The sequence below is a fragment of the Streptomyces sp. NPDC107521 genome, from assembly GCF_055598485.1.
The window spans coordinates 564,430-579,647 of record NZ_JBVKAT010000001.1 but is presented as its reverse complement, the minus strand read 5'-3'; the positions used below and the strand labels follow the sequence as shown (position 1 = coordinate 579,647).

Annotated in this window: 12 protein-coding genes and 1 pseudogene; 6 read left to right on the top strand and 7 right to left on the bottom strand. The window is 75.5% G+C overall.

Annotated features, from left to right (window positions below; genetic code table 11):
- Positions 1-168: 168 nt before the first annotated feature.
- Positions 169-891, bottom strand: coding sequence for a uracil-DNA glycosylase (locus ACZ7LB_RS02430; RefSeq protein ID WP_471464974.1), 723 nt, complete (start codon positions 889-891; stop codon positions 169-171).
- Between the two features lie 135 nt (positions 892-1,026).
- Between ACZ7LB_RS02430 and ACZ7LB_RS02425 the strand changes: the two genes are divergently transcribed.
- Positions 1,027-1,605, top strand: coding sequence for an RNA-binding S4 domain-containing protein (locus ACZ7LB_RS02425; RefSeq protein ID WP_471464973.1), 579 nt, complete (start codon positions 1,027-1,029; stop codon positions 1,603-1,605).
- 233 nt (positions 1,606-1,838) lie between these two features.
- A pseudogene (locus ACZ7LB_RS02420) lies at positions 1,839-2,030 on the top strand (DUF6343 family protein); the annotation flags it as partial.
- Between the two features lie 407 nt (positions 2,031-2,437).
- On the opposite strand, the gene ACZ7LB_RS02415 reads toward ACZ7LB_RS02420, so the two are convergent.
- From ACZ7LB_RS02415 to rpsA, 4 genes are all read right to left on the bottom strand, one after another.
- The gene (locus ACZ7LB_RS02415) at positions 2,438-2,818 is read right to left on the bottom strand and encodes a tetratricopeptide repeat protein (protein WP_265291580.1); all 381 of its coding nucleotides are present in this window, start codon (positions 2,816-2,818) and stop codon (positions 2,438-2,440) included.
- 69 nt (positions 2,819-2,887) lie between these two features.
- The gene (coaE, locus tag ACZ7LB_RS02410) at positions 2,888-3,565 is read right to left on the bottom strand and encodes a dephospho-CoA kinase (protein WP_471464972.1); all 678 of its coding nucleotides are present in this window, start codon (positions 3,563-3,565) and stop codon (positions 2,888-2,890) included.
- A gap of 132 nt (positions 3,566-3,697) precedes the next feature.
- The gene (locus ACZ7LB_RS02405; RefSeq protein WP_471464971.1) at positions 3,698-4,636 is read right to left on the bottom strand and encodes a PAC2 family protein; all 939 of its coding nucleotides are present in this window, start codon (positions 4,634-4,636) and stop codon (positions 3,698-3,700) included.
- A gap of 186 nt (positions 4,637-4,822) precedes the next feature.
- The gene (gene rpsA / locus ACZ7LB_RS02400) at positions 4,823-6,316 is read right to left on the bottom strand and encodes a 30S ribosomal protein S1 (protein ID WP_161225241.1); all 1,494 of its coding nucleotides are present in this window, start codon (positions 6,314-6,316) and stop codon (positions 4,823-4,825) included.
- A gap of 398 nt (positions 6,317-6,714) precedes the next feature.
- On the opposite strand from rpsA, the gene ACZ7LB_RS02395 reads away from it, so the two are divergent.
- Positions 6,715-7,512 (top strand): class I SAM-dependent methyltransferase, encoded by a 798-nt coding sequence (locus ACZ7LB_RS02395; protein ID WP_471464970.1) that lies wholly within the window; start codon positions 6,715-6,717, stop codon positions 7,510-7,512.
- 42 nt (positions 7,513-7,554) lie between these two features.
- Positions 7,555-10,305, top strand: a complete 2,751-nt coding sequence (locus ACZ7LB_RS02390; protein ID WP_471464969.1) for an ATP-dependent RNA helicase — start codon at positions 7,555-7,557, stop codon at positions 10,303-10,305.
- A 10-nt stretch (positions 10,306-10,315) separates the two neighbouring features.
- Here the strand turns inward: ACZ7LB_RS02390 and ACZ7LB_RS02385 are convergent, their stop codons facing one another.
- The gene (locus ACZ7LB_RS02385) at positions 10,316-12,238 is read right to left on the bottom strand and encodes a lytic transglycosylase domain-containing protein (protein WP_471464968.1); all 1,923 of its coding nucleotides are present in this window, start codon (positions 12,236-12,238) and stop codon (positions 10,316-10,318) included.
- A 267-nt stretch (positions 12,239-12,505) separates the two neighbouring features.
- Here ACZ7LB_RS02385 and ACZ7LB_RS02380 point away from each other — a divergent pair, with 267 nt between their 5' ends.
- Both ACZ7LB_RS02380 and ACZ7LB_RS02375 read left to right on the top strand, forming a co-directional pair.
- Complete coding sequence (locus ACZ7LB_RS02380; RefSeq protein ID WP_471464967.1) at positions 12,506-13,462, top strand: DUF4184 family protein; 957 nt, start codon at positions 12,506-12,508, stop codon at positions 13,460-13,462.
- A 241-nt stretch (positions 13,463-13,703) separates the two neighbouring features.
- Positions 13,704-14,135 (top strand): hypothetical protein, encoded by a 432-nt coding sequence (locus ACZ7LB_RS02375; RefSeq protein ID WP_471464966.1) that lies wholly within the window; start codon positions 13,704-13,706, stop codon positions 14,133-14,135.
- Positions 14,136-14,148: 13 nt separating this feature from the next.
- Here ACZ7LB_RS02375 and ACZ7LB_RS02370 read toward each other — a convergent pair whose 3' ends face one another.
- Complete coding sequence (locus ACZ7LB_RS02370) at positions 14,149-15,036, bottom strand: IS5 family transposase (RefSeq protein ID WP_471464965.1); 888 nt, start codon at positions 15,034-15,036, stop codon at positions 14,149-14,151.
- Positions 15,037-15,218 lie beyond the last annotated feature (182 nt).

Sequence of the window (15,218 nt, the reverse complement as noted above, 5' to 3'; positions counted from 1 at the left end):
CGCACCACCACGGCACCCTCCGCGCGATGAAGGCCGGTGGCCCGCGCGCGGTACGGCGTCCCGGGACCGCCGCGAGCGTGGTGCCGCGTGCCCGGTGCGGGCGAGGGTGCCGTTCCGGGAGCGCCGGGAGTCATCGCGGACGGCGCGGACTCCTGTCCGGGCGCCCGCTCATTCCTCGTCCTTCGTCGGCAGTCCCGCCGCCCCGGCCGCCGTGCGCAGCACGTCCCGCAGCATCGCGGGGGTGAGCCGGCCGGTGAACGTGTTGCGCTGGCTGACGTGGAAGCAGCCGAAGACCCGGAGCGGCTCGCCGCCGGGCGCGTCCAGGACGGCCTGGGCCCCATGGGAGAAGACGGGACGGGGGCGGGGCACCGTCCAGCCCGCAGCGGCGAAGGCGGGCAGCGCGGCCTGCCAGCCGAAGGCCCCGAGGACGACCGCCGCGCGCACCGTGGGCCGCAGCAGGTCCAGCTCGCGCACCAGCCAGGGGCGGCAGGTGTCGCGCTCCCCGGGAGTGGGCTTGTTGGCGGGCGGCGCGCAGTGCACCGGTGAGGTGAGCCGCACCCCGCGCAGTTCGAGGCCGTCGTCGGCGGAGACGGCGGTGGGCCGGGAGGCGAGGCCCACGTCGTAGAGCGCCCGGTACAGCACGTCGCCGGAGCGGTCGCCGGTGAACATCCGTCCGGTGCGGTTGGCGCCGTGGGCGGCCGGGGCGAGGCCGACGATCAGCAGGCGGGCGTCGGGCGGGCCGAAGCCCGGCACCGGGCGGCCCCAGTACGTCCAGTCGGCGAAGGCGGCGCGCTTGGTGCGGGCCACCTCCTCGCGCCAGGCGACCAGCCGGGGGCAGGCCCGGCAGCCCGTGATCCGCCGGTCGAGGTCGGCGAGGCCGCTGCTGTTCATGGCTCCACGGTAGGACCGCCGGGCGGGTCGCCGCTCCGGGACCGCGTGGGGACCGCGTCGGGGCGGCGTCGGGGCGGCGGGGCGCCCCCGGATATCCGCTCCCCCGTGCGCGGGGGTGGCGGCTAAGGTCGGGGCATGGCTTCCGAGCGTGACGAGGACGGCGACGGCGCGGCGCGGACCCCGCGCGATCTCACGGACCGGGCGACCGGCACGGCTCCGCTGACCGGCGCGGACGACCCGGTGGAGGGTGCGGACGGCCCGGCGGGCGGCGCGGACGCGACGGCCCGTGCGGCGGCCGCCGCCGACGCGGCCGGGCCGCGGACCGGCGAGAGCGTCCGGGTCGACAGCTGGATCTGGGCGGTCCGGCTGATCAAGACCCGCTCACTCGGCGCGTCCGCCTGCCGGGGCGGCCATGTCCGGGTCAACGGCGAGCGGGTGAAGCCCGCCTACGCGGTGCGCGTGGGTGACGAGGTCCGCCTGCGGCACGAGGGCCGGGAGCGGGTGGTGGTCGTGAAGCGGCTGATCCGCAAGCGGGTCGGCGCCCCCGTGGCCGTCCAGTGCTACGTCGACAACTCCCCGCCGCCCCCGCCCCGCGAGGCCGTCGCCCCGGCCGGTGTCCGCGACCGCGGCACGGGCCGTCCGACCAAGCGCGACCGCCGCGAGCTGGAACGCCTGCGCGCGCTGGAGAGCCAGGGCCGCCGGGCCGGGCACTGAGCCCACCGGCGGTCCCCTCTCCCGCCCCGGGCCGCCCCGCCGGTCCGCCTCCGCCGGGCGGAGGCGGACCCGGGGGCGTGGCGGGCGCCGGGGAACGCCGTCCCGCGGGCACCCGCCGACGCCCGTGCCGTCCCGTTCCGCCCGCAGTAGCGTGGCATCAGGAGTGATGGTTCCCGATGCGTACGGGCAGTGAACCGGCGACCGCGCGCAGCGCCCTGCGGGCGCGGTTCTGACTGAGCCTGTGGGGGCTGGTCTGGGCGGTCTTCGGGACGGCGGTCTTCGCGCTGACCGGGCGGCCCGGCTGGGCCCTGGCCTGCGGGGTGCTGTGGCTCGTCGCCACCGTCGACATGACCGTGATCCTGCGCCACATCCGCCAGGGACCCCACTACCAGCCCGGCCCCGACGTTCCTCCGTACCGGCCGCCCGCCGTGCCCCCGGACCGGTCGCGGGGCGCTCCCCCGCACCGCCCGCCGGGCGCCCCCTCGGAGCCGCCCCCGGAGGGACCGTCCGACGGGGACCGGGACCGGCACGGATGACCCACCGGAGCCGAGCCGAGCCGAGCCGACCGCCCGCAGCACCGGCACCGGCACCGGCACCGGCACTGGCACGAGAGGGGCACGACACCGGCCGCTCCCCCGCGCTCCGCCTCTCACCGCTCCCCCGGCGCCCGGCCCGCACCCCGCGTCCGACGGCACCGCGCCCGGCACCCGCGCCCGCCGAACCGCTCCTGGACCCACCGCGCCGGTCCCGCGACGCACCGGCCACGACCGGGCCGGTCACCCGGGCCGGTCACCCGGGCCCGTCGGCCCACCGCCCGGGGACCCGCCCGGGATCAGTCCTCGAAGCGCGCCCGCTCCAGGTACTCCGGGTTCGGGTCCAGCGCCGCCGCCAGCCGGAAGTGGCGCCGGGCCAGATCGGGGCAGCTCCGGCGCTCATAGGTGCGGGCGAGGGCGAAGTGCGCGAACGCGTTGTCCGGCTCGCGCTCCAGGACGATGGTGAACTCCAGCTCGGCCGCCCTGAGCTGCGCCGCGAGGAAGAAGGCCCGCGCCCGCAGCAGCCGGGCCGCGGTGTTCTCCGGGTGCGCGGCGATGACGGCGTCCAGGAGCTTCACCGCGCCCCGGGGGTCGCGTGCGGCGAGGAGTTGCTCGGCGGCCCGGAAGTCGATGACGTCGGTCTCCGGAGTGCGTCCGGTCGGGCCACTGGTCTCGGGCACGGCACTGTCCTTCCTTCGGTGGAGACGGTCAACAACCCCCGCGGGGGCCGCAGTTCCCGGGCGTTCCGGTCACCCGGCCCCGGGGCCCGCGTCACGATCGGGGCCTGCGTCACGATCGGGGTCCGCGTCGCGGTCCGGGTCGGGGTCCGCCGCCCGCGCCCTGCGGACCAGCTCCGCCCAGACCTCCCGCACCCGGCGCCGCAGGTCCTCCAGCGGCACGTCGTTGTCGATGACGATGTCCGCGACGGCCCGGCGCTGCTCGCGGGTCGCCTGGGCGGCCATGCGCGCGCGGGCGTCCCCGGGTGTCATGCCGCGAAGCCGCACCAGCCGGTCGAGCTGGGTGGCGGGGTCGACGTCGACCACGATCACCAGGTCGTACCGGGGAGCGAGGCCGTTCTCGGTGAGCAGGGGGACGTCGTGGACGACGACGGCGTCCTGGTCGGCGGCCTCCTCCAGCGCGCGGGAGCGGGCGCCGACCAGGGGGTGCACGATCGCGTTCAGCGCGGCCAGCTTCTCGGGGTCGGCGAAGACGACGGCGCCCAGGGCGGGCCGGTCCAGGCTTCCGTCGGGGGCGAGCACCTCCGGGCCGAAGGCCGCCGCGACCGCGGCGAGGCCCGGCGTCCCCGGGGCGACGACCTCCCGCGCGATGCGGTCCGCGTCGACCAGTACGGCCCCGCAGTCGACGAGGAGCCGGGACACCTCGCTCTTGCCGGCACCGATACCGCCGGTCAGACCCACGGACAGCATGGCAGCGCCTCCACCCCTCACCACCCCGCGCCGGCGGGGACACTCGTACCGGCCGCGGACCGCGGCGGACGCGCCGCCGCCGGTCCGGCCGGTGGCCGGGACCCGGGCGCGGTCCGCCAGCAGCCTAGCGGATCAGCCCTCGCCCTCCCGTTCGGCCAGGAAGCGCTCGAACTCCCGGCCGATCTCGTCCGCCGACGGGATCTCGACGGGCTCGGCGAGCATGTTGCCGCGGGTCTCGGCGCCGGCGGCGGCGTCGTACTGGTGCTCCAGGCCCTGGACCAGCGCGGTCAGCTCCTCGTCGCCCTCCCGGACCTGCCGGTCGATCTCGGTCTGGGTGCGGTGGGCATCGGTGCGCAGCGAGTGGGCGACGCCGGGCAGCACCAGGCCGGTGGCGGCGGTGATGGCCTCCAGGACCGTCAGCGCCGCGTCCGGGTAGGCGGAGCGGGCGATGTAGTGCGGGACGTGCGCGGCGACCCCGAGGACCTCGTGTCCGGCCTGCGCCAGCCGGTACTCGATCAGCCCCTCGGCGCTGCCCGGGACCTGGGCCTCGTCGAAGGGGCTGCGGTGGCCCGGGATGAGGTCGGTCCGGTTGCCGTGCGGGGTGATGCCGACGGGGCGGGTGTGCGGGACGCCCATGGGGATGCCGTGGAAGTTCACCGAGAGGCGCACGCCGAGCCGCTCGACGATCTGGCCGACGGCGGCGGCGAAGCGCTCCCACTCGACGTCCGGTTCGGGGCCGGACAGCAGCAGGAAGGGCGCACCGGTGGCGTCCTGGACGAGCCGCACCTCGATGGCGGGCTCCTCGTAGTCGGTCCAGGCGTCCTTCTGGAAGGTGAGCAGCGGGCGGCGGGCCCGGTAGTCGACGAGCCGGTCGTGGTCGAACCGGGCGACGACCTGGTGGGGCAGCGTGTCGAGCAGCCGGTCGACGATCTGGTCGCCGGTCTCGCCGGCGTCGATGTAGCCGTCGAAGTGGTAGAGCATGACGAGTCCGGCGGACTCCTGGGCGAGGGCCACGTCGACGACGGCCAGGCCCTTCGGCTCCCATGCGTACAAACCCTGCGGATCAAGCACAGTGACCGCTCCCCTCCTCGTGTTCGCTACCCACAACACGGGTACCGGTTCCGGCATTCCCGTCCGTTCCCATGATCATGTCCGGGCCGCCGCTCCGGGAACGCCGGAGGGCCCGCATCCCGGGTGGGGATGCGGGCCCTCCGTCATGAGCTGTCGCTCGGGGCGGAACCCCTGCTCAGCGCGTGATCAGCTCTGGCCGCCGGCCAGCTTCTCGCGCAGCGCGGCCAGCGCCTCGTCCGACGCCAGGGCGCCGGAGTTGTCGCCGCCCTCGGAGGAGTACGAACCGCCGCCGGAAGCGGCCGGAGCGGCGTCCTCGCCACCCTCGGCAGCCGCCTGGGCGTCCGCCTCGCGGGACTTGATGACCTGCGCCTGGTGCTGCTCGAAGCGCTGCTGCGCCTCGGCGTACTGGCGCTCCCACTCCTCGCGCTGCTTCTCGTAGCCCTCGAGCCAGTCGTTGGTCTCGGGGTCGAAGCCCTCGGGGTAGATGTAGTTGCCCTGGTCGTCGTAGGACGCGGCCATGCCGTACAGGGTCGGGTCGAACTCGACCGCCGACGGGTCGGCACCGAAGGACTCGTTGGCCTGCTTGAGGGACAGCGAGATCCGGCGGCGCTCCAGGTCGATGTCGATGACCTTGACGAAGATCTCGTCGTTGACCTGGACGACCTGCTCGGGGATCTCCACGTGGCGCTCGGCCAGCTCGGAGATGTGCACCAGACCCTCGATGCCCTCGTCCACACGGACGAACGCGCCGAACGGAACCAGCTTCGTGACCTTGCCGGGGACGACCTGGCCGATCTGGTGGGTGCGGGCGAACTGCTGCCACGGGTCTTCCTGGGTCGCCTTCAGCGACAGGGAGACGCGCTCGCGGTCCATGTCGACGTCCAGGACCTCGACCGTGACCTCCTGGCCGACCTCGACGACCTCGGAGGGGTGGTCGATGTGCTTCCAGGACAGCTCGGAGACGTGGACCAGACCGTCGACGCCACCCAGGTCCACGAAGGCACCGAAGTTGACGATCGAGGAGACCACGCCGGAGCGGACCTGACCCTTCTGGAGGGTCGTGAGGAAGGTCTGGCGGACCTCGGACTGGGTCTGCTCCAGCCAGGCACGGCGGGACAGGACCACATTGTTGCGGTTCTTGTCCAGCTCGATGATCTTCGCCTCGAGCTCCTTGCCCACGTAGGGCTGGAGGTCGCGGACGCGGCGCATCTCGACCAGGGAGGCCGGGAGGAAGCCGCGGAGGCCGATGTCGAGGATGAGACCACCCTTGACGACCTCGATGACGGTACCGGTGACGATGCCGTCCTCTTCCTTGATCTTCTCGATGGTGCCCCAGGCTCGCTCGTACTGGGCGCGCTTCTTCGAGAGGATCAGGCGGCCTTCCTTGTCCTCCTTCTGGAGGACCAGGGCCTCGATCTCGTCACCGACGGCGACGACCTCGTTGGGGTCGACGTCGTGCTTGATCGAGAGCTCGCGGCTCGGGATGACACCTTCGGTCTTGTAACCGATGTCGAGCAGGACCTCGTCCCGGTCGACCTTCACGATGACGCCGTCGACGATGTCGCCGTCGTTGAAGTACTTGATCGTCTCGTCGATCGCGGCGAGGAAGGCTTCCTCGTTACCGATGTCGTTGACCGCTACCTGCGGGGTGGTGGCGGTGGTCTCGGTGCTGCTCGTCATGTGGGAAAGGGCTCCGGTACGGACATTGAAGTCGTAGGCACTGCTTGCGCCGGGAGCCGGTTTCGCTCTGAAGAAGCCGGACAGCCAAGGAAGCGTCAGCCGAAACCGCCGGCGACGCCTCGACAACCGAGGGGACATACAACAGATGCGAGCGCGACCTGCTACGTCTGAGGTGCGCAGGCCCGCAGCGCAACTTGTAGCATACGGGGGCAGCCGGGCAGGGTCAATGCGCGAAGCCGCACACGCGGGGCGGTTCGCCGCATACCCGGCACGAAAACGTCCCCCGGAGCCGCCGCGACACCTCCGCGCACCGCGCGCGCCGGTCCGCGGCCCCCGGGGACGGACCACGGAAGTGCCCGCAGATTAGTACGAGGGAGCCGGTCATCCAAGAGCCCGTCATGTCCGACGAACCGGAGGCCACCCGGCGTGCCGCCGGGGTCACGGAGAGCGCCCGCGCCAACCGCGGCTGGTGGGACCGCAACGCGGACGAGTACCAGAACGAGCACGGCACCTTCCTCGGCGACGACCGCTTCGTGTGGTGCCCCGAGGGACTGGACGAGGTGGAGGCCGAACTCCTCGGCCCGGCGGAGGAGTTGAAGGGGCGGGACATCCTGGAGATCGGCGCCGGGGCGGGCCAGTGCTCACGCTGGCTGGCCGCCCGGGGCGCCCGTCCGGTGGCCCTGGACCTCTCCCACCGCCAGCTCCAGCACTCCCTGCGCATCGGCGGTGACTTCCCGCTGGTCTGCGCCGACGCCGCGGTGCTGCCCTTCGCCGACGCCTCCTTCGACCTGGCCTGCTCGGCGTACGGGGCGCTGCCCTTCGTGGCCGACCCCCGGCTGGTGCTGCGGGAGGTGCGCCGGGTGCTGCGGCCCGGGGGCCGGTTCGTGTTCTCGGTGACCCACCCGCTGCGCTGGGCGTTCCCGGACGAGCCCGGCCCCGAGGGGCTGTCGGTGGCCTCCTCCTACTTCGACCGCACCCCCTACGTCGAGCAGGACGGGACGGGCAGCGCGGTCTACGTCGAGCACCACCGCACGCTGGGCGACCGGGTCCGGGACGTGGTGGCGTCCGGGTTCCGGCTGGTGGACCTGGTGGAGCCGGAGTGGCCGGACTGGAACACCTCCGAGTGGGGCGGCTGGTCGCCGCTGCGCGGGGGGCTGATCCCGGGGACGGCGATCTTCGTGTGCGAGCGCGTCTGAGCGGCGGTGACCGCGCCCGGCCGGGTCGACGACACTGGGTCCGTGATCCGTGACGACGCCCTGAGCTCCCTGCCCGTCCGCGCTGCCCTGCCCGCCCTGCGCGAGGCCCTGTCGGGGCACGGCTGCGCGGTGCTGGTGGCGCCGCCGGGCACCGGCAAGACGACGCTGGTGCCGCTGGCGCTCGCGGGGCTGCTGGACGGGGGGCCGGCGCGGCGGGTGGTCGTCGCCGAGCCCCGGCGGATCGCGGCGCGGGCGGCGTCCCGGCGGATGGCGTGGCTGCTGGGCGAGCGGCCCGGCGGGCTCGTCGGCCACACGGTCCGCGGCGAGCGGGTGACCGGGCGGAACACCCGGGTGGAGGTCGTCACCACGGGCGTGCTGCTCCAGCGGCTCCAGCGGGACCAGGAGCTGGCGGGCACCGACGTGGTGGTGCTGGACGAGTGCCACGAGCGCCATCTGGACGCGGACACCGCGGCGGCGTTCCTCTGGGACGTGCGGCAGGCCCTGCGGCCCGGGCTGCACCTGGTGGCGGCGTCGGCGACGACGGACGCGGAGGGCTGGTCGGAGCTGCTGGGCGGGGCTCCGGTGGTAACGGCGCCGGGCGTGTCGTATCCGGTGGAGGTGGTGTGGGCGCCGCCGGTCCGGCCGGTGCGCCCGCCGCACGGGACGCGGGTGGACCCGGCGCTGCTCGCGCACGTGGCCGCGGTGGTGCGGCGGGCGCTGGCCGAGCGGGACGGGGACGTGCTGTGCTTCCTGCCCGGTGTCGGGGAGATCGCCCGGGTCGCCGGGCTGCTCGGGGAGGCCGGTCCGGAGGTGCTCCAGGTGCACGGGCGGGCGCCCGCGGCGGTGCAGGACGCGGTGCTCGCGCCCGGGACGCGGCGCCGGGTGGTGCTGGCGACGTCGGTGGCCGAGTCGTCGCTGACGGTGCCGGGGGTGCGGGTGGTGGTGGACGCGGGACTGGCGCGCGAGCCCCGGGTGGACCACGCGCGGGGGCTGAGCGCGCTGACGACGGTGCGCGCCTCGCGGGCGTCGGCCCGGCAGCGGGCCGGCCGGGCGGGGCGGGAGGCGCCGGGGGCGGTGTACCGCTGCTGGGCGGAGGCGGAGGACGCGCGGCTGCCGGGGTTCCCCGCGCCCGAGATCAAGGTGGCCGATCTGACGGCCTTCGCGCTCCAGGCGGCCTGCTGGGGCGACCCGGACGCGTCGGGGCTGGCGCTGCTGGACGCGCCGCCGGGCGGGGCGATGGCGGCGGCGCGGGCGGTCCTGGCGGCCGTCGGCGCGGTCGACCGGGCGGGCCGCGCCACGGAGCGGGGCGCGCGCATGGCGCGTCTGGGGGTGCACCCCCGGCTGGGCCGGGCGCTGCTGGACGCGGGCGGCGGGGACGCGGGGGACGCCGTCGCGGAGGTGGTGGCGCTGCTCAGCGAGGAGGCCCCGCGCGAGTACGGGGACGATCTGGTGACCGCGCTGCGCACCGCCCGGCGCGGCGGCGACGCGTACGGGGCGCGCTGGCGCCGGGAGGCACGGCGGCTGCGCGGCGCAGCGGCGGACGACGGTCACGGGGGCGCGGGCGGACGCGGGGGCGGGGACCGGGGCGCGACGGCGGACCACGGGCACGGCGGCCCGGACGGGCGCGGACCGACGGACGGCGGGCGCGGGACCGACGGCACTCGCGGCACGGCGGCCGACGGCCCGCGCGCAGGCGCGGGCGGTTCCCGAGCCCCGGGGCGGCGTGAGACGGCGGACCGCGTCCGCCGGGGCACCGGCGGCCCCGGGGCGGCGGACCGGGCAGGTGCGGCCGGCGGCGGGGGCGGGACGGCGCACCGCTCCGAGGAGGCGCTGGTCGGCCGGGTGGCCGCGCTGGCGTACCCGGAGCGGGTGGCGAGGCTGGACGGAGGGTCGTACCTCATGGTCTCCGGCACCCGCGCGGAGCTGCCGGAGGGATCGGCACTGCGCGGGGCGCCGTGGATCGCGGTGGCGGTGGCCGACCGGCCCGTCGGGCGGGGGCACGCGCGGGTGCGGCTCGCGGCGGCGGTCGACGAGGCGGCGGCCGTACGGGCGGCTGCGGCACTGCGGGAGACGCGGGACGAGGTGCGCTGGGCCGACGGCGACGTCGTGGCCCGGCGGGTGGAGCGGCTGGGCGCCGTCGAGCTGGCGGTGCGGCCGCTGCGGGACGCCGCCCCGGACCTCGTGCGGGAGGCGTTGCTGGAGGGGCTGCGCCGGGAGGGGCTGGAGCCGTTGCGCTGGTCGGCCGGGGCGCGATCGCTGCGTCTGCGGCTGGCCTTCCTGCGGCTGCGGCTCGGCGGGCCCTGGCCGGACGTCACCGACGAGGCGCTGCTGGCGCGCGCGGACGAGTGGCTGGAGCCCGAGCTGGGCCGGGCGCGGCGGCGGGCGGACCTGGCGCGGATCGACGCCGGGCAGGCGCTGGCGCGGCTGCTTCCCTGGGCCTCCGGGGAGGCGGGGCGGCTGGACGAGCTGGCCCCCGAACGGATCACGGTGCCCAGCGGCTCCCGCGTCCGGATCGACTACGCCGACCCGGAGCGGCCGGTGCTCGCGGTCAAGCTCCAGGAGATGTTCGGGCTGGACCGCTCGCCCGAGGTGGCGGGCGTGCCGCTGCTGGTGCACCTGCTGTCCCCCGCCGGGCGGCCCGCCGCCGTCACCGCCGACCTGGCCTCCTTCTGGCGGGACGGCTACCGGGGCGTGCGGGCGGAGCTGCGGGGCCGGTATCCCCGGCATCCGTGGCCCGAGGACCCCGCCACGGCCGAGCCGACGCGCCACACCACCGCGCGGCTCGGACGGTGACGGACGGGGGCTACTTCCCGGCGCCGGGCGAGGGCGAACCGCTGGACGGGGTGCCGGACGCCGACGCGGACGCGGATCCGGACGGGGAGGCGGACGCGGACGGGGAGGCGGCGGGCGCCGTGGCGGAGGGGCTCGGCGAGGTCCCGGCCGAAGGCTCCCCGGACGGCGTGGACGGCCCCGGGGACGGTTCGGCCTCCTCGGCGGGGGTCACGGTGAGCCCGATGTTGAGCGTGGCGCCGCCCGGGGCGGTCAGCCGCAGCACGTACGCGCCGGGGGCCTCGTCCGCGTGCAGCCGGGGCAGCGTCAGCAGGCCCTTGGCGTCGGTGAGCCGGGTGACGGTGCGGACGGGCTCGCCGTCGGCCCCCTCGAAGTAGGGACCCTGGTCGTTCTCGGCCGGATCGGTCGCCGACCGCACCAGGGTGGCGGTGACGGCGACCCCGCTCGCGGCGGCGCCCTTGAGCGTGGCCCTCAGCCCGATCGGGTCCGCGAAGGTGCCGCCGGCCTCGCAGACCGGGGCGGTGCCGTCGCCGGTGCGGGCGAGCGCGTCGGCGACGCGCTCGGTGACGGTCGCCCGGTAGCCGAGACCGGGGACGGCGCGGCCGACGACGGTGGCACGGACGGTGAACGTGCCGGTCCGCTCGCCCGCGACCAGGGCGGGGGCGGTGGCCACGCCGGAGCGGTCGGTGACGGCGGTGGCGACGCGCTCCCCGCCGGTGAAGACGGTGTCGGTGTCGCCCTGGACGGTGAAGCGGACCCGGACCTTGGCGACGCCCCTGCCCTCGTCGGTCTCGGCGCGGGCGGCGGCCCGCTCGGCGAAGGTCTCCCCGGCGGTCGCGGTGAGCGGCCCGGTGCCGGTCTTCTCCAGGTGGTCCACCGTGTCGGTGGGCGTCGGCTTCGTGCCGGGCGGGGGCGGGGTCGGCGCGGGCGGCTTGGGCTCGGCGGGCTTGCCCGGGTCGGTCGGCTTCGTCGGCTCGGTGGGCTTCGTCGGCTCGGTGGGCTCGGTGGGCGTGCCGGTGCCCGTGCCGGGCGAGGGCGTGCCGGGACCGGTGGGGCCGCCGGGCGGGGTCGACGGCGGGATCACCGGGGACGGGTCGTCGCTGCGGCCCACGGGCAGCGTGCCGGTGCCGTCCGGGACCGGGTGGCTGCCCCTGCGGTAGTAGTCCAGCCAGGACAGGACGGTGTGCAGGTAGTCCTGCGAGTTGTTGTAGCTGAGGATCGCGCGCTTGAGGTCGGCCGGAACGGCGAGGTCCCAGCCGTTGCGGCAGAGGTAGCCGCCGGCCGAGAGGGCCGCGTCGTAGACGTTGTTCGGGTCCGCGCGTCCGTCGCCGTTGCCGTCGCGGCCCGCCCACGCCCAGGTGGACGGGATGAACTGCATGGGGCCGACGGCGTTGTCGTAGGCGCTGTTGCCGTCGTACAGGCCGTTGTCGGTGTCCTTGATGAGCGCGAAGCCGTTGCCGTCGAGCTGGGGGCCGATGATGGGGCTGGTGGTGGTGCCGTCGGCGCCGACGCGTCCGCCCCGGGCGTGGCCCGACTCCACCTTGCCGATGGCGGCCAGGAGTTGCCAGGGCAGGTTGCAGCCGGGCTTGGTGCGGCGCAGCTCGGCCTCGGCCCTGCGGTAGGCGTCGAGGACGGTGGCGGGGATGCCCTCCTCGGCCGGGCCCTGGACGACGGGGGTGCCGCCGATGGTGGGGGACGGCGCGGGACTCGGGCTGTTCAGCGGCGGAAGGTCGGTGTGATAGGGCGAGTTGCCGGTGGCGCTCTGGTCGGCGGGGAGCGCGTCGGGCGCGGTGGCGCTGTCCGACGAGGTCCGTCTGCCCTGGGCGTCGACCGTCACGTCGGGAGCCTGGGAGGCGGACAGGGCCGCGACGGCGAGTGCCGCCACGGTGGTGGTGACCGCCGCCTTGCGGAGTCTCCTGTCGAAGTGCGCCGCCATAGAGTGAACCCCTCCCCTGAACGCTCGTGCGCGTCGTCGTCCGTCCGTGCCCGTCGTCTTCAGCTGTCGTGCCCACCCGGTCGGGGCGGTACGCCGGCCATCGCCCCGCGGTGACGGACGAGCGCTCGGGGGACGCACCGAAACCCTCCCCGGGCGTTGATCGTCTGTTCGACCGGTACGGTGCCGCTGGCGACCCTACGGCACCTTGCTGTGAGCGGGCACCGGCACCCGCCCGATTTTCACCGATTGACCACGCGAGGAGCTCCGTTGCCGTTCACCGCAAGCCATGCCGCCGCCGTCCTGCCCGCCGTGCGCGGGGACGGGACCGGGCGGGGACGGCTGGTGCCGTCGGTCCTCGTGGCGGGTTCGTTCGCGCCCGACATGACCTACTACGCAGCGAGTCTCGTCCCCGGGGCGATGGAGTTCGGGCGGGTCACGCACTCCTTCCCGGGCGTCTTCACCCTGGACGTGCTCGTCGCCTGGACGCTGGTGGGGCTGTGGCTGACGGTGCGTGAGCCGCTGGTGGCCCTGCTTCCGGCGGGCCGGCAGGGGCGGCCGGCCGCGCTGCTGCGCTGCGGGGCGCCCCGCGCGCGGACCCGGCCGTCCCTGGTGGCCCGGTGGTACGCCTCGGCGGTGCTCGGCGCGCTCACCCATGTGGTGTGGGACGCCTTCACACATCACAGCCGGTGGGGGGCGCGGGTGTTCCCCGTCCTGGAGCGGGACTTCGCGGGATCGCCGCTCTACTGGTACCTCCAGTACGGCGGTTCGGCGGTGGCGGCGGTGGTGATCGCGCTGTTCCTGGTCCGGGCGCTGCGGGGGATGCCGGACGTCCCCCGGCCGGCCGTGCCGTCGCTGTCGGCGCGGGACCGGTGGTGGGCCCTGGCCCTGTTCGGCGGCTGCGCGGCGACCGGGGCGGTGGTGCGGGCGGTGCGGTGGTGGGCGTACTGGGGAGCGGTCGCGAAGCCGTGGGAGCTGATCCCGACGGTGTGCTTCGGGGCCGGGGCGGGACTGTTGCTCGCCCTGCCGCTGTACGCCGTGGCGGTTCGGACACGGCGCCCGGTCCGGGCACCCGGCGGCACGGCGGGCCCGGACACCGGAGCGGACGGCGGTGCGGGAGCGGGCGCGGGCCCGGGCGGGAAGGCGGACGGCACCGTGGGAGCGGGCCCGGACACGGGCGCGGGTACGGACACGGGCGCCTCGCGGGGGTGGCGGGTGACCCGCTGAGGGGCGCCGGGACCCGTGGCGGCCCCGGGTTCCGTCGTCGGCCCCCTCGTCCGGCCCGAGGCCGGGTCGTACCGCGTCCGGCGCGTGGCCTCCCGCGGTGGCGGTGGCGCGAACCGGATGCGGAATGCCGCCGCCCGGCCCACCCCCACGGAGGCGTGCCGGACCCCGGCGCCTCGCGGCACCTTCCGGAGGGAAATCCAGGCCGTGTGTCGAAAGTGGATCATGCGCATGGGGTGTCGGCATGTCGCTGAGCCACATCGTCCTCTCGTCTGGTCGTTCGATCGAGCTCACCGAGCTGCGGATGTCTTCGACCTATGAGGGGATGTTGGAGGGCTACCCGTGCAAGCGCGTCAACGACATGAAAGTCAGCGGCCGCCGGCGGGAGGCCGAACGCGCGTTCTCCTTCGCGCCGGTCCATCTCGTTCCGCCCTCCCACGAGTACCCGGACCAGACCGCCGGCGCCTTCGGTCCTGTTGAGGTGCCGCCTTCCGTGGCTTGCATCGGCGTCTTCCGCTCGACGGCGGTCGCTCCTGTGCTCGACCCCGTGCTGCACCGCTCCGCTCTCACCGTGGTCCGGTTCCAGCCCTTCCCGGATGTCCCGTCAGGCGAGGATGCCGATCTTGCGCTTCGCAGCATTCGCTGGGAGGAACTGGCCCAGGACTACGAGCTCTAGCGACGTCTGCCAATCACAGCCACTCGTTGACGGCCGCTACGAGGACAGTCGCCTCATGGCGAACCGCGAGCTTGCCGTGGCGGGTGGCCACCCCCGGTGACGCTTGAGGCGGGTTGATCCCGCACTCGACCGCATGGCGCTCGCGGTGGTCGACCGGGGCGAAACGCGGCGGTCGGCCGCCATGGGAGCCGAGCTTCCTGCGGTTACGCGCCTGGTCGGCCTTGTCCGGGATGGTGCGGCGGATCCCGCGTCGGCGCAGGCGGGCGCGGTTCCCGCGGGAGGCGTACGCCTGGTCAGCGCGCGCTCGATCGGGACGGACACGCGGTCGGCCCGACCCGATGCGGGACACGCGGACCTTCTCCGGAACGGGTTCGAGTTGCGGCGAGTCTCCGCGCTGCCCAGCCGTCACCACGATCGACATGGGCTTTTGGCCCTGTTCGACGGCCAGGCGCAGCTTGGTGGTGAACCCGCCGCGCGAGCGTCCCAGTGCGTGATCACGGGGCTCGGTGAAGACCCCGCCCGGCGGTTCTTTCTGCAGGTCACCCCGCTTCCGGGCTCCGGCTGCATGCTGATGGGCGCGGCACACCGTGGACTCGACGCCCAGGTCCCACGTGATCGCATCCTTCGCATCGGCCAGGCACTGGAGCCGGGCGAGGACTCGGTACCAGGTACCGTGCCGCTGCCGTGGGCGAAACAGGTCGTAGACCCGGCCCCACGGCCCGTGCTCGACGGGCACATCCCGCCACGGAACCCCCGTCCGAACCCGGAACCGTATGCCGTCGATCAGCTGCCGCCGGGGCCGGACAGGTGGCCGTCCCGCCTTCGCCCCCTTCGGCAACAACGGCTCCGGCACCGCCCACCGTTCGTCCGTGGGATCTCTCCGCGCATGAACCACGATCATTCACCGCTCAAGATCCACTTTCGATACACGGCCTGGGGCCTCAGGCGCGGTACCAGGGCGAGGACGGCGGCCAGACGGCCCCGGACCGGACCGCTCCCGGACCGCCGGGCAGGGGGTTCACGCGGGACGACGGCCGCCGGAACGCCACGGACGAGCCGCCGCCGCAGAACGGCCGCCGTGCG